We start from the raw sequence: 20156 nt of genomic DNA, 5'->3' as shown, positions 1-20156 counted from the left end.
CGCTTGAGATCAGTGTGCACGGATCGGTGCGCTGAATCAAGAGCACTGCTCTCGAAATGGTGCAGTGGTCTGTTTTTTGTGCAGTGCTCCGCCTGCGTGGCACACTGGCTCACATGAGCACCGTGCGAGGGGCCAGGGAACGGGCCCGCATCGAGGTAACAGCCGCCATCAAGGACGAGGCCCGCCGCAGGCTCGCGGCTGAGGGCGCCGCCAAGCTCTCGCTGCGCGCCGTCGCCCGCGAACTGGGCATGGTCTCCTCCGCCCTCTACCGCTACTTCCCCAGCCGCGACGAGCTGCTGACCGCGCTCATCATCGACGCCTACGACAGCGTCGGCGCCGCCGCGGAGCAGGCCGACGCCCGCTCCCTCGCCGCGGCCGGCACGCCCCGGGCGCGCTGGATCGCCGTCTGCGAGGCCGTACGCGCCTGGGCGCTGGAGCACCCGCACGAGTACGCGCTGATCTACGGCTCACCGGTCCCCGGGTACACCGCCCCGCAGGACACCATCGGCCCCGCCTCCCGCGTCGGCAACGCCCTCATCGGCATCGTCCGCGCCGCCCACGAGGGCCGCGGCCTCGCCCTGCCCCCGCTCCCCGCCGAACTTCGGCCCGAAGCCGCCCGTATGACCGCGGACTTCGCCCAGGGCCTGCCTCCGGAGGTCACTGCCGCCCTGGTCGCCTCCTGGGCGCAGCTCGTCGGGCTCGTCTCCTTCGAACTGTTCGGCCAGTTCAACCGCGTGGTCGAGGACCGCGCCGCCTTCTTCGCGCACGCCGCCGGCCAACTGGCCTACGGGGTAGGGCTGTCCACCGCCGGGTGACCATTGCGGTCCGCGGCGGGCGGGCGCCCGTCAGCTCCGGCTCGCGGCCGCGTCGGCCGGGGCGTCGGCGTACCGCGAGCTCCGGCCGTACGGTGCGAACAGGTGCCGGGCCAGGGCGAGTACGGCGAGTACCGCCACCAGTGCGCACACGCCGTACCAGCCGGCCCGGCCGTAGACCCGCACCCCGATCCAGGAGCCTGCGCTGCCGCCCAGGTAGACGCAGGTCATGTAGGCGGTGTTGAGCCTGCTGCGGGCTTCGGGCCGCAGGGCGAAGACCCGGGCCTGGTTGGCGACCATGCCGCACTGCATCGCGACGTCGAGCAGCAGCGTGCCCAGGACCAGGGCGGCCAGGCCCGGTGCACCGCCCCCGGCGCCCAACGCGAGGATCGCGGCCGAGGCGAGGACTCCGACCATGCAGGCGAGGTTCACCGGATCGGACCCCCGGCGGTCGACCACGCGCCCGGCGAGCGGTGTGCAGAACATGGTCGCGGCGCCGACCAGGGCGAGCGCCCCGACCGCCTGCGCGCCCATCCCGTACGCCGGACCGGTGAGCAGGAGCGCCAGGCAGGTCCACACGGCCGAGAACCCGGCGAAGACCGCTGCCTGGTACGAGCAGGAGCGGCGCAGTTCCGGTTCGGTGCGCAGCAGGCGCAGCGAACCGGCCAGGAGCGCCGGGTACGTCTCGCGCGAGGCCGGAGCCGGGGCCAGAGCCGGAGCCGAGGCCAGAGTCGGGGCTGAGGCCGAATCCGAAGCCCGAGGAGCCGTCACCGGCAACGCCACGGCCAGGACGGTCGCGAGGAGCAGGACCGCGGCCGCGGCCACCAGGTACGGGGCCCGCCAGCCCAGCCATTCGCCGAGGGCCCCGCTGAAGCTACGGGCCAGCAGCATGCCGCCGATCGACCCGCTCAGCAGGGTGCCCATCACCGCTCCGCGGCGATCGGCGGCCACCAGCCCGGCCGCGAGGGGGGCGATGACCTGCGCGGCCACGGTGGTGACGCCGACGAGTACGGCGGCCGCGGCGAGGGCCGCGAGGGAGGGAGCGCAGCCGGCGGCGAGCAGGCCGGCGCCGGTGAGGGCGAGCAGGGTGACGAGGAACGAGCGGTGCGGGAGCCGGTCGCCGAGCGGTACGAGCAGGAACACCCCAGCGGTGTAGCCGACTTGGGTGCAGGTCACCACGAGCGCGGCCGAATCGGGGGAGACGCCCAGGTCGGCGGCGATCAGCGGGCTGACGGCCTGCGGGAAGTAGATGTTGCCTACGGCGACGGCGCAGGTCACGGCCAGGATCAGGACCATCCGGTGTGTCATGCGCCGAAGTCCACGGCACCGGCGCCGCCGGGCCAATCGATGTAGCGTACGGCTTAATGATCAGCTACGTGCTCGGAGTCGACGACCTCGCGGACACGCGGTTCGCCGTATCGCCCCTGCAGGAGACCGTCCTCAGCCTGCGGGTGCTGCGCGATCCGGGCCTGTCCGCGCTGCACCTTCCCTGGCGCAGGTCCGTCCTGGCTTCTCTCGGCTCCCTGGGCGAAGCCGGGGAACCCGCTGCGCTCGACACCGCCCTGCTGCTGTCCCTGGTCTCGGCGCGGCGCACGATCCCCGACTTCCTGACCCCGCGGCCGACGAGCTTCGCACCGGCCTTCGAGGAGGAGCTGGAGTGTGTCCGCCGGACCTCCCCGGAACTGGTCCGCCGCGATCTGCTGGCCGCGCACGCGCCGGACCCGCTGCCCGAACCCTTGCGGGCCGCCACCGCCACCGCCACCGCCACCGCCACCGCCATCGCCGACGCCGATGCGCCCGTCATCCGGCTCCGCGACAGCGTGTGCGAACTCCTGCGGCGGTACTGGGAGATCGCCATCAAGCCGATGTGGCCGCAGATGCGGCTGCTGCTGGAAGCCGACATGACCCACCGGGCGCGCCAACTGGCCGTGGGAGGTGCCCGCCTGCTGTTCTCCGACATGCACCCGAACCTGCGCTGGCAGAGCGGCGTACTGCACATCGACAAAATGATCGGCAGGCACAGCGTCGCGGCGTCCGGCCGAGGGCTGCTGCTCGTACCGTCCGTGTTCGCACACAAGCCCGCGCCCCCGGTCAGCCCGGAGGAACCGCCGCTGCTGGCCTATCCCAGCCGGGGGGTGGCGACCCTGTGGGCCCCGGCGCCCATCGCGGACGCACCCGCTCTCGTGGCCCTGCTGGGCGCGCCCAGGGCGGGACTGCTGCACCTCCTCGAAGAGCCGCTGGCCACCGTCGAGATCGCGCGCCGCCTGAGGGTGACCCCGAGCGCCGTGTCCCAGCACCTGCGCGTCCTGTACGACACGGGCCTGGTCACCCGGGCGCGCAGTGGCCGGCAGGTCCTGTACCGCCGCAGTCCCCTCGGCGACCGGCTGGCCGGCGAGCGTTCCCCCGGCCCGCGTTGACGCCGCGCCTGGTCCCCGGCCCGCGTTGACGCCGCGCCTGGTCCCCGGCCCGCGTTGACGTCGCGCAGGGTCCCCGGCCTCACCACCGCTGCCGGGTCAGCCGGCGGTGAGCGTCACGCAGGGCAGGCCGACGCTCGCACCGCCCCGGAAGCCTTCCGCGCACAGCCGGGTGCCCGCCGGGAATTGGCGCTGCGGGTACGCCTGGTCGCGGTAGGTTCGGAACTTGGCGACGTCCTCGACCTTGGTGCGGGCGCTCCAGCCGTCGGTGGTCCACACCCGTGCGGAGATCCGGTTCGGCTGATTGGTGTTGGTGACCGACACCTCCACCCTGCCCAGGTACGTCCCGGTGTCGTAGGTCTCGATGCAGACGGAGTGGTTGCACCACTTGCCGTCGGCCACCGCTGGTGGGCCGGCGGTGAAGACGCCGCCAAAGGCCGCAGCGACCGTGGCAATACCCGTAACGATCTTTCGGAGGGTGGTCATGGCTGCGATAACGACCAGGCCAGGACCTTGTCACGCGCACCCCCGAGGTGATCCCGCAGCTGCGGGCGATCGTTCGCTTTTCTGTTCCTCATACCAAAGGGAACGGTTCTGCGGTGCGCGCCGGGGCGGCCGTCTAGTGTTCCTCGGGTCGCGCCCCTTGCCGCCGCCGGAGGAACCGCCATGGCTCGCGCCGCGAGAGCCCTGTACGCCGTTGTCGTCACCCTGTTACTCGCCTCCCCGGCGCCCGCCGTGACCGCCTCGGCGAGCGCGGCCCGCCCCGGGGCTCCGGAGGCCGCGGCAGCACCCGCGCCCGCGCCCGCGCCCGCGCCCGCGCCCGCGCCCGCGCCCGCGCCCGCGCCCGCACCCGCACCGTCGGTGACGCCGACCCCCCGGACACCCGGCGTACGGGGCCTGGAGATAGGCGTCCCCGCGTACGCGTGGGCCGACGCCCCCATGCTCGGCGACCTCACCGCCACCGGCCCGGCCGCCTCCGTGGTGGTCCTCAACCCCGGGAACGGCGACGCCCCCTTCGACGCCTCCTGGCGCGCCCGCGCCGACGTCCTGCGCGGCGGGACCACCGCCACCGGCGAGAAGACCAAGGTCCTCGGCTACGTCCACACCGATCACGGCAACCGCGACCCCGCGGCCGTCAGGGCCTCGGTCGACAACTACCTGAAGGCCGGCGACGGCCGTCTCCACGTGGACGGGATCTTCTTCGACGTCGTCAGCCGCGATTGCGGCCCCGCCAACGCCACCCGCGACCACTACGCGGAACTGCGCCGCTACGTCCAGGACACCATGCGCGCCGTCGACCGCGCCGCGCCCGACCTGGTCGTCAACAACCCCGGGACCGCCATCGCCGACTGCTACCTGGAGCCCGGCCGCCGGACCGCCGACGTCTTCGTGACGTACGAGGACACCTACGCGGCCTACGCGGGCGGCGGTTGGCTCGGCGGCAACGTCTTCAACGACCTCACCGGCTACCGCGCCGGTACGGAACTCGACCCGACCGGCACCGCGTTCTGGCACCTCGTGCACGACGTCCCCGACGCGACCGCGATGCGCGCCACCCTTCGGACCGCCTTCGAGCGGGGCGCCGGCTACGCCTACGCCACCAGCGCGGACATGCCCAACCCGTGGGACACGAGCCCGGCGTGGCAGTACCGCCCGCAGACCTCGTACGCCGCCACCCTCGGCTGACGCGCTGCCCGCCCCCGGGGCCCCTAACGCCCGTCGTTCTCCGGGCGGCGGGAGAAGCGCCACAGGAGGTGGGTGACCCGTAGCAGGAACACCGCCGCTGCCAGGATCCCGCCCGCCACCGACAGGGCCCGGCCGACGGCGGGCGAGAGGTCGAAGGCCGGCACCGGGCCGTACACCGCCCCGAAGACGACGGCAGCGGCGAAGCATCCGCTGACGAACGCGTAGCCGATCTCGATGGTGATCGCGTCCCGGTCCGCCTGAGTACGTCGCCCCATGCGTGCAGTGTCACAGCGCGTGGCGCACCGTCACAAGGACGCCCTCTCGCCAACCGCTCAAATGCCGGCGGTGTCGCTCCACAGCCGGGCCAGCGCCAGATCACCCCTGACGCCCGGACCCGCCAGCGGCAGGCGGTTCCACAGCGCCGCGTACAGCCAGGACGCCTCGCCGGTCAGCTCGCAGTCCGCCGCCGCCGGTTCCCCGGCGGTGTCCCCCCGCACCGCACGGGCCGGCTCCGGCGACAGCAGTACGTTCCACACCGCGCCCGTGTCGGCGGCGTGGACCCGGACCAGCCGCGGCTCCGGGGTACGCACCCGGCTGCGCGGCCGCGCGTGGAAGCCGGTCAGCAGCTCGTCCACCCCGTCCTCCGCGAAACCGGGCTCCACCGGCGAGTACGCCGCGCCCAGGGCCGCCTCGGCGTCCATCCGGTGCACCGTGGTCTCGTGCGCCTGGCGCCGGGCCCAGAACGCCAGCGGCGAGGGCGGAGCCGTCGGCAGGAAGGTCCAGCACTGCACATCTGCCGGGGCCTCGCTCAGGGTCCGCACCAGCGCCGCGTGCCCCTCGCGGAACCAGGCCAGCAGCTCGGCGCCCACCAGCTCCGGCGCCTCCGGGAACGGCCCGGGCTCCACCTGGGCCTCCCTGACGTACCCGGCGGCCCAGCGGTGCACCGAGCCGGTGTGCCGCAGCAGATCGGCCACCCGCCACTCCGGACACGTGGGCACCAGGGCGTCCGTACCGGCCTGTTCGGCGACATCGGCGAGCAGTTCGCCCTCACGGGCCAGCGTCTTCACGTACTCGGTGATCTCCATGCCCGGAGTCTGCCAGCCGGCACCGACAATGGGAGGCATGAACGGGGAGCTCTTCCCGCGCGAGCGCACCGAGATCGCACCCGGTGCCGTGCACGTGCCCGACTGGCTCGGACCGCGCCGGCAGCGGGAGTTGCTGCACGCCTGCCGGGAGTGGGCCCGCCCGCCCGCCGGGCTGCGCACCGTCCACACCCCGGGCGGCGGGACGATGACCGCCCGGCAGGTGTGCCTCGGCCTGCACTGGTACCCGTACGGCTACGCGAGCACCGCCGTGGACGGCGACGGGGCGCCGGTCAAGCCGATGCCCGGCTGGCTCGCGGAGCTGGGGCGGGCCGCGGTGGCCGCCGCGTACGGAGCCGGTGCGTATGGGACCGCCGCGTACGGGGAGGCGTCCGACGGCGGGGTGCCGTACGCGTACGACATCGCGCTGATCAACTTCTACACCGGTGACTCCCGGATGGGCATGCACCGCGACGCCGAGGAGAGGTCCCCCGCGCCGGTCGTCTCGCTCAGCCTGGGTGATTCCTGCCTCTTCCGCTTCGGCAACACCGCCTCGCGCGGGCGTCCGTATCGGGACGTCGAGCTGCGCAGCGGGGATCTGTTCGTCTTCGGCGGGCCGAGCCGACTGGCCCATCACGGGGTGCCGAAGGTCCTGCTCGGCACCGCGCCGCCCGGTCTGGGGCTGACCGGGCGGCTGAACATCACGCTCCGGGTCGGCGGGCTGGGTTAGCCGGCGGCGTCCGGGACCCCCCGATCATGCGAGGATCGCTGTCATGAACGGCAACGGGGCCCCGCCGCGGGTGGGGGATGTGACCACGGGGTCCACCGCTTCCACGAGTGCGTCCGAGAGCGCATCCGCAAGCGCTTCCACGAGGACCAAGCTGGAGCGCGGCCGCGGTGCGCTCGGCCCGGCACTGGAGCTCGTCCACACCGGCCGGGCCCCGACGCGGGCCGTACTGACGGCCGAGCTCGGTGTCACCCGGGCCACCGCCGGAGCCGTCGCCGCCGAGTTGGAGGCGCTCGGGCTGATCCGCGTCGACTCCCGCCCCGGTGGTGCGGGCGGCACCCAGGGCCGGCCCTCGCACCGGCTCTCGGTGGACGAGAACGGCCCGGTGGCGCTGGCCGCGCAGGTGCACTCGGACGGCTTCCGGGCCGCGCTGGTCGGCCTCGGCGGCCGGATCGTCGCCACCGCCCCGGGCAAGGTCACCGTCTCCGCCGACCCGGCCCAGGTGCTCGGCGCGGTCGTCGAGGCGGGCGCCGCGCTGCTCGCCGAGTCCGGGCGGCGCTGCATCGGCGCGGGCCTCGCGGTGCCCTCGGCGGTCGCGGAGCCGGAGGGTACGGCGCTCAACCCGCTGCACCTGGCCTGGCCCGCCGGGGCCCCGGTACGGGCCATCTTCGCCGAGTGCGTGAAGGCCGCCGGGATCGACGGCCCCGCCCTGACCGGCAACGACGTCAACCTGGCCGCACTCGCCGAGCACCGGCACGGCGCGGGCCGCAGCGCCCAGCACCTGCTGTGCGTGGCCACCGGGCACCGCGGGGTCGGCGGGGCGCTGGTGCTGGACGGCCGCCTGCACAGCGGGAGTTCGGGCCTGGCCCTGGAGGTGGGCCACCTCACAGTGAACCCGGAGGGGCGGGCCTGCCACTGCGGCGGCCGCGGCTGCCTGGACGTGGAGGCCGACCCGCTGGCCTTCCTCACCGCGGCCGGACGCACGCCCGGCCCGGAGGTCTCGCTGCTCCAGCAGGCTCGCGACCTGTTGCGGGACGAGCCCGCGGAGCCGGCGGTACGGGCCGCGGTCGAGGAGCTCATCGACCGGCTCGGCCTGGGCCTGGCGGGCCTGGTCAACATCCTGAACCCGGACCGGATCATCCTGGGCGGTCTGCACCGGGAACTGCTGTACGCCGATCCGGAGCGGCTGCGCGCGGTGGTCGCCGACCGCAGCCTGTGGGGGCGCAGCGGGGGTGTGCCGATCCTGCCGTGCACGCTGGACCACAACAGCCTGGTCGGCGCCGCGGAGCTGGCCTGGCAGCCGGTGCTGGACGACCCCCTGGGGACGCTGGGCGCGGCGGCCTGACGCGGGCGCCGGGGCGCGTGTGCGGGGCGCGGGGGCGCGGGGCGCTCCGCCGCCCGTGCGGCCCTGCGCCTTCGCCGCCTCGGCCGGCCCCGCGCGCGGGCTCGCACCCCGCGCCGCCCGGGCCGTCGCGTCCCGTGGGCCGCGCGTCCCGTACCGCTCCGTGCGCTACCCGGGCCCGGGGCCGACCGGGACCGCCACCGGCAGGCCGGTCGCCAGGGTCTCGGGGGAGACGGCGGCCAGTGCCGCCCGGGCGGGATCCCGTACAGGCTCCGCACAGATGCCCGGAGGTGCTGTCGGCGCCGCCCGGGCCGGGGTGGCGCGCAGGGAGAACCAGACGGCCTTGCCGGTGCCGTCGGCGTGCCGTCGCGCCCCCCACGTCTCGCTGACCGCCTCCACGAGCGCGAGGCCGCGCCCGGAGGTCTCCAGGGCGTCGGCCTCGAGTTCGCGCCGCACGGGCAGCCGCGGGTCGCTGTCGCAGACCGAGACGGTCAGGCGCCCGAGGCGCAGTTCGATCTCGACCGTGCAGGTCTTGTGCGGCTGCGCATGGCGGTGGACGTTGCTGAGCAGCTCCGTCACGCCGAGTGCGGCTCGGTCTATGAGCGGGTCGAGCTGCCAGTGGCGCAGTTGCGCCGAAACGATCCTGCGGATCTGGCCGATCCGCAACGGCAAGGCCTGCAGTTCGACGACGCAGTGCCTGCGGGAATGACTTATCACGGCTGCGACTCCCCGACATGAGTGTTACGGGTGCTGCACCCTCGGTAATGCCCCACCAGGGTCACCCACCGTGCGCATCTATGCAACCGAAAGCGATCGAAAGCAATCCGCATAGATACCCAAAGTGACCGTTTGTGCAGGTGAGGGGGGTACATTGCGAAAGCAAGGCTGCGGAGAAAACGCAGCGGCCACCCCGAGCAAGGGCCGCGGAATCGCACGGGCGCGGAAACGCACCGCTTGCGGACGGCTTGCGGAAACGCACGGTTCAGCACACGCACGAAGGAGCACGGCGCCATGAGCACCACCGGTACGACCGCCACGACCGTCGACGTCGACCGCAGCGACGCGGACTACCGCGCCTGGCTGAAGGAGGCCGTCCGCAAGGTGCAGGCGGATGCCAACCGCTCCGCCGACACCCACCTGCTGCGCTTCCCGCTCCCCGAGGCCTGGGGCATCGACCTGTACCTCAAGGACGAGTCCACCCACCCGACGGGCTCCCTCAAGCACCGCCTCGCGCGGTCCTTGTTCCTCTACGCCCTGTGCAACGGCTGGATCCGCCCCGGCCGCCCGGTCATCGAGGCCTCCTCCGGCTCCACCGCGGTCTCGGAGGCGTACTTCGCCAAGCTGATCGGCGTGCCGTTCATCGCGGTCATGCCGCGCACCACCAGCCCGGAGAAGTGCCGGCTCATCGAGTTCCACGGCGGTGAATGCCACTTCGTCGACGACTCGATGAAGATGTACGAGGAGTCGGCGCAGCTCGCGGCCCGCACCGGCGGGCACTACATGGACCAGTTCACGTACGCGGAGCGGGCCACCGACTGGCGCGGCAACAACAACATCGCCGAATCGATGTTCCAGCAGCTGAAGCTGGAACGTTTCCCCGAGCCCGCGTGGATCGTTGCCACCGCGGGCACCGGCGGCACCTCCGCGACCATCGCCCGCTACGTGCACTACATGCAGCACGACACCCGCATCTGTGTCCCGGACCCGGAGAACTCCTGTTTCTTCGACGGCTGGACGAACCACGACGCGCACGCGAGCAGCGACTGCGGTTCGCGCATCGAGGGCATCGGCCGGCCCCGCATGGAGCCGAGCTTCGTGCCCGGTGCGATCGACCGGATGATGAAGGTCCCCGATGCGGCGAGCGTCGCCGCCTGCCGCGCGCTGGAACAGGCCATCGGCCGCAAGGCGGGTGGCTCGACGGGTACCGGCCTGTGGAGTTCCCTGAAGATCATCTCGGAGATGGTGGCGGAGGGCCGCACGGGCAGCGTCGTCACCCTGCTCTGCGACCCGGGCGACCGCTACCTCGACAAGTACTACTCCGACTCCTGGCTCGCGGCGCAGGGGCTCGACATCGCGCCGTACGCGAAGACGATCGAGACCCTCCTGACGACCGGCGTCTGGCGCGAGCCCGCGGCCTGAGCGCGAACGGCCCCTGGCCCCGCCGGGAGCGGGGTTGGCGCAGTCGCTGTCGGCGCCCACGGCCACGGCACTAGGCTGTGCGGACTTCGGCCGCGGGGGTCGCGGTGGAGTCTCGGGGGAGCCATGCCGGAGCCGGTCGACCAGCCTGTGGGATCCGGAGCGGGCGGAGCGCCGACCTGCCCGCGGTGCGGCCGCGAGGACTGGGTCTCGGGGGTCAGCGCCGCCTACCTCGCCGCGAGCTCCGAGCTCCGCACCGAGAGCGGGCGCGGCGAGGACTCGTCGGTCACCACCCGCGAGGAGAACTCGGCGATGGCACGGGCGCTGTCCCCGGCCCCGCCCGAGCCGTCGGGCAACGCGCGCTCCTGCACCGCGTCGGGCTGCGGCACGGTCCACTTCTCCGGCGAACCGGGCCTCACCCTGCAGGAGTTCCGTACGCGCGTCTGGACGGCGGGCGGCTACGGCGACCTGGTCCGCAAGCACCCGGCGGTCTGAAACGGGCACCGCCCCGGCCGGCGGGCACCCGCCGGCCGCCGCGGTTCGTGGCTACTGACCCGCTTCGCGCCTGGCGGCGAGCCTGAGGTCCAGGGCGCGGACCGCCGAGCGGAAGGAGCTGCCCAGCCCCGGGCGGGCGGCGGTGAGGCCGAGGCGGAAGGGGGCCGAGCCGTCTGCGGCGAAGGTCCAGCGGACGTCGGTGCCCGGCCCCGGGCCGACCGGGGCGAGCCGCCACTCCTCCAACAGTGCGCGCACCCCGGGGACGTTGGTCTCGTCGACCCGGTACGCGTAGCGCTGCCCGGGATCCGACGCCATGATCGCCTCCTGGAACCGGGCCCCGCCCAGCAGCTTGATCTCGCGGCCGGCCCCGCCGTGCGTGGGGCGGGCGAGGGTGACGGCCCTGAACCAGCGCGGCCAGCCCTCGACCTCCTCGGCCAGCGCCCGGTAGAGGTCCTCGGGTCCCGCCGCGGCGTGGGTGGTGAACGTGAGTCGCACCGGGGCGTCCTGGACGAAGTCCAGCCCCACCGGACGGAGTCGACGAGCCATGGCGGTACTCCCTGAAGGTGAGGAGTGGAACGTGCGTGCGGGTCACCATAACTGGCGGATCGTCAGATGTCCGCCGCGGGGCGGATTCCCGCGGTACGGCACCTGGGCAGGAACGACCGCGCGCGGGATGCTGGACCTGCGCCGATCCCGCCCCCCGCCAGCGGAGGCCGCAGTGCCGGATGCCGTTGACCCCTCCGATCCTGCCACCGTCCCCGTCCCCGTCCCCGTCTCTGCCCTCGTCCCTGTCCCCGTCTCTGACCCTGCCACCGTCCCTGCCCCCGTCCTTGCTGCCGCCCCTGTGCCCCCGCCGGCGCTGGAGCTGCTCGTGCACGGCGTTGCCGGCGACCCGCCCGGGGAGTTGCTCGGCGACCCGCGTACCGTGCGGGTCACCGGCGACTCCATCGCCGCCGTCTTCCGGCGCACCGACGACGCCGACGCCGAGGCCCACCCCGAGCGGTACGCCGACAGGCCCGTGCCCGAGGCCTACTGCTGGTCCCGGCTCACCTCCGGCAACGGCGCCCGCGCGCTGTGGCTGCTGCTCCTGCCGTTCATGGTGGCCAACCTCGCCCACTGGGCCCGCCCGGCCGGACGTGGCGCGCCGCGCGCGGTGCGGACGTACGGGGTGCTCGTGCGGCTCATCGCGCTCAGCCTCACGGTGCTGCTCATCGCGGCCGCCTGCGAGGTCGCGCTCGACCTGTTCGCCTGGCAGAGCGCCGCCGCGCCCCTCGGACCCGCGTTCCTGCGACCCGGCACCTGGTGGGGCCAGCCCGGGCGCCGCCTCGCGGTCGGGGCGCTGGTGCCGCTCGCGCTGACCGGGCTGCTCTGGTACCTGTCCAGCCGCACGTGGAGCGCCTACGAGTCCCAGCCGCCGCCCGCCGCCACCGACCCGACCCCCGCCACCGGCCCCGGCCCCGACCCCGCCGCCGAGGGCGCGCCCGCGCTCGGCCGGCCCGGATTCTGGTACGGGCGCCGGCTCGTGGCCCGGCTGCGCGCGGCGCACACCGCCGCCGGGCTGCTCACGGTCGCCGCGGCCGTCGCCGCGCCCACCGCCCGGTACGACCGCCGGGCGGCCGCCCCCGTGCTCGAAGCCCTCGGCTGGACACTGCAGGCGCTGCTCGCCGCCGGTGCCGCCGTCGTGCTCTGGGTCGTCTGCCGGCGCGGCCGCACCGAGGCGCGGGCCGACCACCGCCTCGACCGGGCCGCCGTCACCCTGCTGCCCGGCGCCGCGCTCGCCCTGCTGGCCGCCGTCCTGCTCCACACCTGCTGGTCGCGGCCGGGCTGGACCGCCACCGGGCGGCTCCCCGGCGACCTCGCCTTCGGCGTGCTGATGCTGGGCCAGGGCGGCTGCGTGCTGGCGCTCGCCGCCGTCGCCTTCCACCTGCACCGCCGGGCGCCCGGCCGCGACCCCGCCGTCCTGTACGGCCTCGGCGGCCCGGCCGTGGCCATGCTCGGCTGCGCGCTCGGCGGGGTGATGTCCGGCGGGGTCGCCCAGCGCGTCGCCGACTGGCTGGGCGCGGGAGCCGCGCCCGGGCGGCTCGCACCGCCACCGCCCGCACCGCCCGTACTGCTGTCCTGGCAGGCCGCCGTACTGCCGCCGCTGCTCCTCGTACTCGTCCTGCTCGCCGTCCGGTTCGGGCTCCGCGGGGCCCGCGAGCGGCGCCGGGTCGCCCGGACCGTGGCCGCCGAGTACCCGGGGGAGACCCCCGACCGGTCGCGCAGCCGCCGGATCGCCGGGGCGAGGGCCGCCGCCGCGCTCACCGATTCCGCGCCCTGGTTCGTCGGCGCCGTCTCCGGGATCACCCTGCTGCTCGGTGCGGGCGCCCTCGCCGGAGCCTGGATCGGCGGCCGGGTCCCGGGCGAGGCGGCCCGCGGCGCCGGCCCGGTGCTGGAGACCGCCGCCCGCGCCGCGCAGGACGCCGGGTCCTGGCTCGTCGGCTTCGGCTTCGTGCTCTTCGTGACCTGGGGCCGGCGCGCCTACCGGGACCCCGCCGCCCGGCGCACCATCGGCATCCTGTGGGACGTCGGCACCTTCTGGCCCCGGGCCGCCCACCCCTTCGCCCCGCCCTGCTACGCCGAGCGCGCCGTGCCCGACCTGGCCTGGCGGATGACCGGCTGGACCGGCCGCACCGGGGGCCGCCTGGTGATCTCCGGCCACTCGCAGGGCAGCGTGCTCGCGGCGGCCGCCGTCTGGCAACTGCCCCCGCACGTGCGGCGCCGGGTGGCCCTGCTGACGTACGGGTCACCGCTCGGCCGGCTCTACGGGCGCTGGTTCCCGGCCTACTTCGGCCCCGGGCCGCTCACCGCGCTGCACGGCGAGGTCGACTGCTGGCGCAACCTCTGGCGCGCCACCGACCCCATCGGCGGCCCGGTGCTCCCCGGCACCGACCAGGCCGTGGACCGCGGCCCGCTGCCCGACCCGGTCGCCTACGGGCGCAGCGCGCGGCACCCGCTGCCCGCGCCGATCCTGGGCCACTCCGACTACCAGGCCGACCCCGCCTTCGCCGCCGAACGCGACGCGCTGCTCGCGCGGCTGGCGGCGGGCGCGCGGGCCGGCGTACCGGCCGCGAGGCTCAGTACGCAGCCGGCGCCACAGCCGGTACCGCCGGCGCCGGGAGCGCCGGCAGATCCGCCGGGAACAGCAGGGTGAGGTCGTCGGTACTCGGCTCCGACAACTGCGCCACCCGGCCCGCGTGCCGTTCGACCATCGACTCGAAGGTCTGGCGCGCGGTGCGGCCGTTGCCGAAGGCCGGGCCCTTGGGCAGGTCCGTGAAGTACTCCAGCAGGGCCTTGGCCGCGCCCTCGCCGAGCCGGTACTCGTGCTCCTCCGCCTGCTGCTCCACGATCCGCAGCAGTTCCCCCGGCCCGTAGTCCCCGAAGGTGATGGTCCGCGAGAACCGTGAGGCCACGCCCGGATTGACGGTGAGGAACCGGTCCATCTCCGCCGTGTACCCGGCGACGATCACCACCACCGCGTCCCGGTGGTCCTCCATCAGCTTCACCAGCGTGTCGATCGCCTCGCGGCCGAAGTCCCGGCCCGATTCCTCGGGCGCCAGCGCGTACGCCTCGTCGATGAACAGGACGCCGCCGCGGGCCCGGTCGAAGGCCTCCTGGGTACGGATCGCCGTGGAGCCGATGTGCTCGCCGACCAGGTCCACCCGCGACACCTCGACCAGGTGGCCGCGCTCCAGCACGCCGAGGGAGGCCAGGATCTCGCCGTACAGCCGGGCCACCGTGGTCTTGCCGGTGCCGGGGGAGCCGGTGAAGACCAGGTGTCGGCGCACCGACGCGGCCTTGAGGCCCGCCTGTTGCCGCCTGCGGCCCACCTCGATCATGTCGGTGAGTGCGCGGACCTCGCGCTTGACGCTGTCCAGCCCCACCAGCGCGTCGAGCTGGCCCAGCACTTCGCCGGAGCCGCGGGCCGCCGTCGCGGACGCGGCCGGATCCGCCTCGTCGGCCGGCCGCGGGGTGGGCACGTCCGCCGCGGCCCGTGCCACCGGGCCCTGCGCCGCGGACTCGGACACGGTACGGATCCCCGGCCGGGCCCCGGCGTGCCCGCCGGCCGAGGCCGACTGGGCGGCGAGCCGCGGCCCCGGCTCGTCGCTGGTGCACTCCACCGCGCTCGGGCCGTCCTCCGCGAACTCGTAGCCCCCGCGCGCGCAGCGCTCGGTGTGGCAGCGCTCCAGCGCGGTGCGGCAGCCGTCGAGGACGTGGAAGCCGAAGCCGGCGCTGCCCGTCACCCGGCAGGCCGTGAAACTGCCGCGGCCGCCCGCCGACACGTAGAACCCGGCCTCGGTGGGGGAGCTGACCGTGCACCGCTCCAGGACCGGATCGGCGCCCTTGGTCACGATCACGCCCGTCTGGACGGCGTCGACGGTGCAGTTGGCGACGGTGCCGCCGCTGCCGTGGTCGCGGAACCAGGCTCCCGTCGCGGCTTCCCGGATCCGGCAGTCGTCGAGTTGCACGGTCGCCCCGTCGCTCACCGAGACGGCGGTGTTGCGCACCTGCGACAGGTCGCTGTCGACGACGTCCGCGCGTGATCCCCGGTCCAGGACGAACAGCGCGTCCGGCACGTCGTGCACCCGGCACGAGTCCAGCGAGGCACTGGCGCCGTCGCTGATCCACACCGCCGGATAGTCGCCCGTGCTGTCGTGGATCTCGCAGGACTCGGCGACGACCCGGGTGCCCGGATCCCATACGGACAGGCCGTTGCGGCCGAACCGGCGCACGGTGGTGCGGCTGAGGGTGAGCACCGAACGCGAGCGCAGGTCCACCGCGTTCTCGGGGATGTCGTGGATGTCGCAGCCGGCCAGGGTGAGCACCGCGTCCGTGTCCAGCGTGACGCCGTCGGCCGAGGTGCGGTGCACCGAGCAGTCGGTGAGTACCGCGGCGGCGCGCGCGGCGACCTGCACGCCCGCGCCCTTGATCTCGTACACCTCGCAGCCCAGCGCCTCCAGGCCCGAGCCCTCGCCGGTGACCCCGATGCCCGCGCCGGTGGCGTGGTGGATCCGGCAGCGCTCCAGCCGGGGGCGGCCGCCCCCGCGCACCGAGACGCCCGTCTGGCCGGCCGCCACGACCTCGCACTCCTCGAACACCCCGCCGCCGCCGTCGAGTACGGAGATGCCGACCCCGGTCGGGTTCTCGACCGTGCACCGCCGCACGAGCGGCCGGGCCCCGCCGCCGCGGACCTCGATGCCGGCCGCCGAGCGGGTGCTGACCCGCAGGTCGGTGAGTTCGGGGGAGCCGTCCTCGACGAGGAGCGCGGGCGCCGCCCGGTCCTGGCCCTCCAGGTACAGGTCCTGCACCACGGCCGAGGCGCGCACGGTCAGGGCGACTCCGTCGGGCGGGGCGATGCGCACGGAACCCACCGCGCCCTCCGGCCCGCGCAGGGTCACGGCATGGTTGAGGACCAGGTTCTCCCGGTAGGTGCCGGGGGCGATGGAGAGCACGTCCCCGTCGCCCGCCACGGCCAGCGCAGCGGACAGCGTCGGATACTCACCGGAGCGGCGACGCCACCGCGAAGACCCGCCGTGCGTCACCTGGACCGTGCCCTGAGCCATGGTGCTGTCGTGCCCCCACCCTCGTACTCGCGCTGCCGATGCGACCGGAGCCGATCAAAGCGACTGAAGCGACTGATCTGGCCGCTCCACCGTAGCGCGCGCGGGGCCCGGGAGTTGCCAGGTCAGCTGCCCGCGCCCGCCCGGCCCCAATCGGGTCCCACTGCGGCCCACGCACGGTCCAGCCGTATGTACCGCCGATGCATGAGCCGACGTACGACCAGTCGCCGCACGGTCTCCACCAGCGCGGCGGCGGCCAGCGCGGACGCGAGGCCCGCCATCACCGCGTGGAAGTTCGCGGCGGACGGGTCGAGCGGACGTCCCACCACCCGGCCCTCGGTGTCGGTCCAGATCCGGAACTGGTCGCCGGCGCGCGGGGGCTCCTCCGCGGCAGGCACCGTGCCCTGGTGGCTGCTGCCGTCGGGCGCGGTCCACGCGGCCAGGATCTGGGTGCGCTGCGGGGCCTGCCGCTGCGCCGCCGGATCGGCGGCCGCTCCCGCGGGCGGCCCCGGGGCCGGCCGGACCACCACCGCGGGGACGAGATAGCGCTCCTGCCGCTGCTCGCGCACGGCCCGCTGGAGCGTGCCGTCGACCTGGACCCCGGCCATCCAGCCGACGGCCGGAGCCGCCACCAGGACGCACACCAGCGCGGCGAACGCCACCCACGCCTCGAAAAGGTCCGTCTGGCGGCGCAGCGGATTGCGCCGCCATCGCCAAACACCCATTGCTGTCCGCACGGTCCGGCTCCCCCTACTTGTGCCAGTCTCCGTCTGTCTGCCGTCCAAGCCTCCCGCACCCCCCGGTGACGCGCATTCCGGGACTCGCGAGACTTGTGTCACCCAATCCGGTGCATGCCCTGCGGGCATGCCTGAGGAGCCGTCGCTCGGGATGTGTCTGTCCGCGGCGACTTTTCCTCACACGTATTGAATGGTCCAACGGCCCCGTCGTGGTGCTTGGTTCCAGTCTTCTTCGAGAGCCCCTCGAACGAGTCACTCCAGAACGCGGACCTCGTCGCCGACGCGCACGGTGCCCAGCCGCACCGGCACCAGCAGCCGGCCGAAGGCGAGCGACTTGCCGATGCGACGGTGCCTGCCCAGGGTCTTCAGCGGCTCCTTGCCCCGTTCCGCCGTCGCCTGGTCGGTGGTCGTGACGATGCACCGCCCGCACTCCCGGGCCCCCCGGAAGACGGCGTCGCCGATGGCGATGCGCCGCCAGCCGTCCTCGGCCCACGCCTCGGCCCCGGCGACCACCACGTTGGGGCGGAACCGGTTCATCGGGAGGGGCCCCTCATCGGGGTGGTCGCCCTGGGCGATCAGCGAGTTGAGGGCGTCCAGCGAGGCGAGGGTGGCGACCAGCAGCGGATAGCCGTCGGCCAGGCTCACTGTCTCGCCGGGCAGCGCGTACTGGGGATCGACGGGCCGCCGTACGGCCGGGTCGTCCAGGTGCACCAGCCGCGCCGGCACCCCGAGGTACGCGCTGAACCAGTCGGCCGCGGCGCCCGCCGCGACCACGGTCTCGACCTTCTTCCCGAACAGGACGACCGGCTCCAGCGGCCCCGGTTCGGGTACCTCCACCAGCACGTCCGGCATGCCCGGCGCCGACAGTGCCACCCCGCCGCTCCCCAGCGGACGGGCCGTGGCCAAGGCCAGCCGCGGCTGCTGGCGTTGGGTGATGACCGTGCCCTCGGTGTCCACCACCGCCCACCGGCGGTCGCCGGACAGACCCCAGGGCTCCACGGCCACCTCGTCGGGAGCTGTCCCCGCTACCGACTTGACGGGATGGACGTGGAGCGCCTGGACATACAAGTTCGACATGGAGGCATAGTGCCAGCCGCCTCCGGTCGGTCAGTAGCCCCGTCCCTGCTGGTACTGGCGGCCGTACGGGTCCTCGTACGTGGCGGCCGGCACGGGCGCGGGCTGCATCTGCATCGGACGCGGCGAGGCCGGACGCATGGCCTCGTACCCGGTGCCCGTGGCGACCGGGCGGGGCTGCTGCAGCTGGGGCTGCGGCACGTATCCCGTGCGGGCCGCGAGCGGCTGCTGCTGCGGGATGTACGGCGTGGGCGCCTGCTGCAGCGGCATCGGCTGCGGCGCGGCCTGCTGCTGGTACGGGTACCCGTACGCCGGGGCGTGCTGCTGCGGCATGGCCGGGGGCAGCGCGGCCGGCAGCGCGGGCAGCGCCGACGGGAGAGCCGGGAGGTACCCACCGCTCGAATAGCCCGTGCTCGGGGAGTCGTACGCGGCCGGGACGCGGATCGGGGCGATCTGCGGAGTGCCGCGTTCGGCGACGAGGGAATCGTAGATGGGGGTGTCCGGGAAGGAGGGCGCGGAGTAGTAACCGCCGCCATAAGTGGAGCGGGGGGAGGTCATGGGACCTAAGTTAAGCCCACGACTTCACCGGGTCCATAGCGAGGTGTCACCAACACCGCCCTGACCTGCATATTCGCAGGTCAGGGCCACACCTTTCACTTGACGTTCACGTGCACGATTCGTCACTTCCACCCCAGCTTGTTCCTACTCGTACTCACCGGTTGGGTGTTGCACCGACTTCGTACTGACGCAGCGTCACAAGCCGGTGACCTCGGATGACTCAGGCTTCCGCGACGTTTATCCGGTGCGTGACGGTTTCAGGCGTCGCTGGGCCGGGCATAGGTACGGCCCTTCCAGGCCGCCCCCCGTCCGCGGTAGTGCTGCACGGCCGAGTCGACGGTCATCAGGAGGTACAGCAGCGCCGTGAACGGAAGCAGCGGAGCCAGCCTCGCCGGCTGGCGGTAGTAGCGCAGCATCGGCAGGTAGGTGCCGGCCATCAGCAGCCAGGCGAGGGCGCCGGCCCAGGCGGTGGCGGGGTACCGGGTCGCGAGGCCCGCGAGGAGGGCGGCGGGCGGCACCAGGTAGACGAGGGCCAGCCCGGCCACCGCGCCGGCCAGCACCAGCGGGTGGTGGCGCAGTTGGGCGTAGGCGCTGCGCGAGACCATCCGCCACAGGTCGCCGAGCGCGGGGTACGGGCGCACGCTGTCGACCCGTTCCGCGAGTCCGAGCCAGATCCGGCCGCCGGAGCGGCGCACCGCGCGGGCGAGCGAGACGTCGTCGATGACGGCTTGGCGGATCGAGTCCGGTACACCGGCGCGCACGGCCGTCCGCGTGCGCAGCAGTACGCAGCCGCCGGCGGCCGCGGCGGTGCGGCCGGCGGGGCGGTTGATCCAGCGGAAGGGGTAGAGCTGCGCGAAGAAGTACACGAAGGCCGGAACGACGAGCCGCTCCCAGACGCTGACGACGCGCAGCCGCGCCATCTGGGAGACGAGGTCGAGGTCGGCGGAGGTCGCGGCGGCGACCAGCTCGCGGAGGCTGTCGGGCTCGTGCGCGATGTCGGCGTCGGTGAGGAGCAGGTAGTCGGGCTCGTCCGCGTGCGCGGTGCGGGCGAGCGCGATGCCGTGGCGCAGCGCCCAGAGCTTGCCCGTCCAGCCGGGGGCGGGGTCGCCGGGGGCGACGACGGTCAGGGGCAGGCCGGGATACTCGCGGGCGAGGCGGCGGGCGAGGTCGGCGGTGCCGTCCGTACTGCCGTCGTCGACCAGGATGACCTCGGCCTCGCCGGGATAGTCCTGGGCGATCAGCGAGGGCAGGCTGAGGGACAGCACCCCGGCCTCGTCCCGGGCCGGGACCACGATCGCGACGGACGGCCAGCGGGCGGGGTCGCTGCGCGGCGGGAGCCGGACGTCGGTCCGCCAGAACATGCCCTGCCCGAGGGCGAGCCAGAGCCAGACGGCGAGCGAGACGAAGGCGGCTGCGGTGAGGAGGCCCATGACGGCAGTGTGCCGGGCCCTGCGGGGCCGGGGGCGGATTCGCACCGCCCGCCCGCCGGGTGT

Annotated in this window: 19 protein-coding genes; 8 read left to right on the top strand and 11 right to left on the bottom strand. The window is 74.4% G+C overall.

Annotation, left to right across the window (positions count from 1 at the left end; all coding sequences use genetic code 11):
• The first annotated feature begins 113 nt into the window (after positions 1-113).
• Positions 114-815, top strand: a complete 702-nt coding sequence (locus tag AB0M99_RS01585) for a TetR/AcrR family transcriptional regulator (RefSeq protein ID WP_365916353.1) — start codon at positions 114-116, stop codon at positions 813-815.
• Positions 816-845: 30 nt separating this feature from the next.
• Here the strand turns inward: AB0M99_RS01585 and AB0M99_RS01580 are convergent, their stop codons facing one another.
• Positions 846-2120, bottom strand: a complete 1275-nt coding sequence (locus tag AB0M99_RS01580; RefSeq protein WP_365916351.1) for an MFS transporter — start codon at positions 2118-2120, stop codon at positions 846-848.
• 56 nt (positions 2121-2176) lie between these two features.
• Between AB0M99_RS01580 and AB0M99_RS01575 the strand changes: the two genes are divergently transcribed.
• Positions 2177-3229: a metalloregulator ArsR/SmtB family transcription factor gene (locus tag AB0M99_RS01575; protein WP_365916349.1), complete on the top strand. Its 1053-nt coding sequence runs from the start codon at positions 2177-2179 to the stop codon at positions 3227-3229.
• 96 nt (positions 3230-3325) lie between these two features.
• On the opposite strand, the gene AB0M99_RS01570 is transcribed toward AB0M99_RS01575, so the two are convergent.
• Positions 3326-3712, bottom strand: a complete 387-nt coding sequence (locus AB0M99_RS01570) for a hypothetical protein (RefSeq protein WP_365916347.1) — start codon at positions 3710-3712, stop codon at positions 3326-3328.
• Positions 3713-3892: 180 nt separating this feature from the next.
• On the opposite strand from AB0M99_RS01570, the gene AB0M99_RS01565 reads away from it, so the two are divergent.
• Positions 3893-4912 carry a spherulation-specific family 4 protein gene (locus AB0M99_RS01565; protein WP_365916345.1) on the top strand — a complete coding sequence of 340 codons (1020 nt, stop codon included), beginning with the start codon at positions 3893-3895 and terminating at the stop codon, positions 4910-4912.
• Positions 4913-4935: 23 nt separating this feature from the next.
• On the opposite strand, the gene AB0M99_RS01560 is transcribed toward AB0M99_RS01565, so the two are convergent.
• Positions 4936-5187 (bottom strand): DUF6332 family protein, encoded by a 252-nt coding sequence (locus tag AB0M99_RS01560; RefSeq protein WP_365916343.1) that lies wholly within the window; start codon positions 5185-5187, stop codon positions 4936-4938.
• Between the two features lie 57 nt (positions 5188-5244).
• The gene (locus AB0M99_RS01555) at positions 5245-5997 is read right to left on the bottom strand and encodes a maleylpyruvate isomerase family mycothiol-dependent enzyme (protein WP_365916341.1); all 753 of its coding nucleotides are present in this window, start codon (positions 5995-5997) and stop codon (positions 5245-5247) included.
• Between the two features lie 37 nt (positions 5998-6034).
• On the opposite strand from AB0M99_RS01555, the gene AB0M99_RS01550 reads away from it, so the two are divergent.
• Both AB0M99_RS01550 and AB0M99_RS01545 read left to right on the top strand, forming a co-directional pair.
• Entirely contained in the window at positions 6035-6724 is a 690-nt protein-coding gene (locus AB0M99_RS01550; RefSeq protein WP_365916339.1) for an alpha-ketoglutarate-dependent dioxygenase AlkB, read from the top strand.
• A gap of 43 nt (positions 6725-6767) precedes the next feature.
• The gene (locus AB0M99_RS01545) at positions 6768-8066 is read left to right on the top strand and encodes an ROK family protein (RefSeq protein WP_365916337.1); all 1299 of its coding nucleotides are present in this window, start codon (positions 6768-6770) and stop codon (positions 8064-8066) included.
• 165 nt (positions 8067-8231) lie between these two features.
• Here AB0M99_RS01545 and AB0M99_RS01540 read toward each other — a convergent pair whose 3' ends face one another.
• Positions 8232-8780, bottom strand: coding sequence for an ATP-binding protein (locus AB0M99_RS01540; RefSeq protein WP_365916335.1), 549 nt, complete (start codon positions 8778-8780; stop codon positions 8232-8234).
• A 294-nt stretch (positions 8781-9074) separates the two neighbouring features.
• On the opposite strand from AB0M99_RS01540, the gene AB0M99_RS01535 reads away from it, so the two are divergent.
• Positions 9075-10202 carry a PLP-dependent cysteine synthase family protein gene (locus tag AB0M99_RS01535; protein WP_365916333.1) on the top strand — a complete coding sequence of 376 codons (1128 nt, stop codon included), beginning with the start codon at positions 9075-9077 and terminating at the stop codon, positions 10200-10202.
• A gap of 123 nt (positions 10203-10325) precedes the next feature.
• Positions 10326-10694 (top strand): hypothetical protein, encoded by a 369-nt coding sequence (locus AB0M99_RS01530; RefSeq protein WP_365916331.1) that lies wholly within the window; start codon positions 10326-10328, stop codon positions 10692-10694.
• Positions 10695-10745: 51 nt separating this feature from the next.
• Here AB0M99_RS01530 and AB0M99_RS01525 read toward each other — a convergent pair whose 3' ends face one another.
• Positions 10746-11240 carry an SRPBCC family protein gene (locus tag AB0M99_RS01525; RefSeq protein ID WP_365916329.1) on the bottom strand — a complete coding sequence of 165 codons (495 nt, stop codon included), beginning with the start codon at positions 11238-11240 and terminating at the stop codon, positions 10746-10748.
• 127 nt (positions 11241-11367) lie between these two features.
• Here AB0M99_RS01525 and AB0M99_RS01520 point away from each other — a divergent pair, with 127 nt between their 5' ends.
• Positions 11368-13887 (top strand): hypothetical protein, encoded by a 2520-nt coding sequence (locus tag AB0M99_RS01520; RefSeq protein ID WP_365916328.1) that lies wholly within the window; start codon positions 11368-11370, stop codon positions 13885-13887.
• On the opposite strand, the gene AB0M99_RS01515 is transcribed toward AB0M99_RS01520, so the two are convergent.
• The 5 genes from AB0M99_RS01515 to AB0M99_RS01495 form a co-directional block, all read right to left on the bottom strand.
• Positions 13811-16297 carry a right-handed parallel beta-helix repeat-containing protein gene (locus tag AB0M99_RS01515; protein ID WP_365916326.1) on the bottom strand — a complete coding sequence of 829 codons (2487 nt, stop codon included), beginning with the start codon at positions 16295-16297 and terminating at the stop codon, positions 13811-13813. The genes AB0M99_RS01520 and AB0M99_RS01515 overlap by 77 nt on opposite strands.
• A 122-nt stretch (positions 16298-16419) precedes the next feature.
• Positions 16420-17019: a hypothetical protein gene (locus AB0M99_RS01510; RefSeq protein ID WP_365916324.1), complete on the bottom strand. Its 600-nt coding sequence runs from the start codon at positions 17017-17019 to the stop codon at positions 16420-16422.
• 264 nt (positions 17020-17283) lie between these two features.
• Positions 17284-18108, bottom strand: a complete 825-nt coding sequence (locus AB0M99_RS01505) for an MOSC N-terminal beta barrel domain-containing protein (RefSeq protein WP_365916322.1) — start codon at positions 18106-18108, stop codon at positions 17284-17286.
• A 30-nt stretch (positions 18109-18138) separates the two neighbouring features.
• A complete protein-coding gene (locus AB0M99_RS01500) occupies positions 18139-18663 on the bottom strand; it encodes a DUF6643 family protein (protein WP_365916321.1) in 525 nt (174 codons plus the stop codon).
• A 257-nt stretch (positions 18664-18920) separates the two neighbouring features.
• Complete coding sequence (locus tag AB0M99_RS01495) at positions 18921-20093, bottom strand: glycosyltransferase (protein WP_365916319.1); 1173 nt, start codon at positions 20091-20093, stop codon at positions 18921-18923.
• Between the last annotated feature and the right edge of the window lie 63 nt (positions 20094-20156).

Source organism: Streptomyces sp. NPDC051183, assembly GCF_040682455.1.
In the GTDB taxonomy this organism is placed as follows: Bacteria; Actinomycetota; Actinomycetes; order Streptomycetales; family Streptomycetaceae; genus Streptomyces.
The sequence above is the reverse complement of the archived record's forward strand: the minus strand, read 5'-3'. Positions and strand labels throughout refer to the sequence as shown.

Coding starts and splice junctions, on each gene's coding strand:
- AB0M99_RS01530 (WP_365916331.1), top strand. CDS start 10,326: ATGCCGGAGCCGGTCGACCAGCCTGTGGGATCCGGAGCGGGCGGAGCG.
- AB0M99_RS01495 (WP_365916319.1), bottom strand. CDS start 20,093: ATGGGCCTCCTCACCGCAGCCGCCTTCGTCTCGCTCGCCGTCTGGCTC.
- AB0M99_RS01515 (WP_365916326.1), bottom strand. CDS start 16,297: ATGGCTCAGGGCACGGTCCAGGTGACGCACGGCGGGTCTTCGCGGTGG.
- AB0M99_RS01585 (WP_365916353.1), top strand. CDS start 114: ATGAGCACCGTGCGAGGGGCCAGGGAACGGGCCCGCATCGAGGTAACA.
- AB0M99_RS01560 (WP_365916343.1), bottom strand. CDS start 5,187: ATGGGGCGACGTACTCAGGCGGACCGGGACGCGATCACCATCGAGATC.
- AB0M99_RS01575 (WP_365916349.1), top strand. CDS start 2,177: ATGATCAGCTACGTGCTCGGAGTCGACGACCTCGCGGACACGCGGTTC.
- AB0M99_RS01545 (WP_365916337.1), top strand. CDS start 6,768: ATGAACGGCAACGGGGCCCCGCCGCGGGTGGGGGATGTGACCACGGGG.
- AB0M99_RS01500 (WP_365916321.1), bottom strand. CDS start 18,663: ATGACCTCCCCCCGCTCCACTTATGGCGGCGGTTACTACTCCGCGCCC.
- AB0M99_RS01555 (WP_365916341.1), bottom strand. CDS start 5,997: ATGGAGATCACCGAGTACGTGAAGACGCTGGCCCGTGAGGGCGAACTG.
- AB0M99_RS01580 (WP_365916351.1), bottom strand. CDS start 2,120: ATGACACACCGGATGGTCCTGATCCTGGCCGTGACCTGCGCCGTCGCC.
- AB0M99_RS01550 (WP_365916339.1), top strand. CDS start 6,035: ATGAACGGGGAGCTCTTCCCGCGCGAGCGCACCGAGATCGCACCCGGT.
- AB0M99_RS01520 (WP_365916328.1), top strand. CDS start 11,368: ATGCTGGACCTGCGCCGATCCCGCCCCCCGCCAGCGGAGGCCGCAGTG.
- AB0M99_RS01535 (WP_365916333.1), top strand. CDS start 9,075: ATGAGCACCACCGGTACGACCGCCACGACCGTCGACGTCGACCGCAGC.
- AB0M99_RS01570 (WP_365916347.1), bottom strand. CDS start 3,712: ATGACCACCCTCCGAAAGATCGTTACGGGTATTGCCACGGTCGCTGCG.
- AB0M99_RS01510 (WP_365916324.1), bottom strand. CDS start 17,019: ATGGGTGTTTGGCGATGGCGGCGCAATCCGCTGCGCCGCCAGACGGAC.
- AB0M99_RS01505 (WP_365916322.1), bottom strand. CDS start 18,108: ATGTCGAACTTGTATGTCCAGGCGCTCCACGTCCATCCCGTCAAGTCG.
- AB0M99_RS01565 (WP_365916345.1), top strand. CDS start 3,893: ATGGCTCGCGCCGCGAGAGCCCTGTACGCCGTTGTCGTCACCCTGTTA.
- AB0M99_RS01525 (WP_365916329.1), bottom strand. CDS start 11,240: ATGGCTCGTCGACTCCGTCCGGTGGGGCTGGACTTCGTCCAGGACGCC.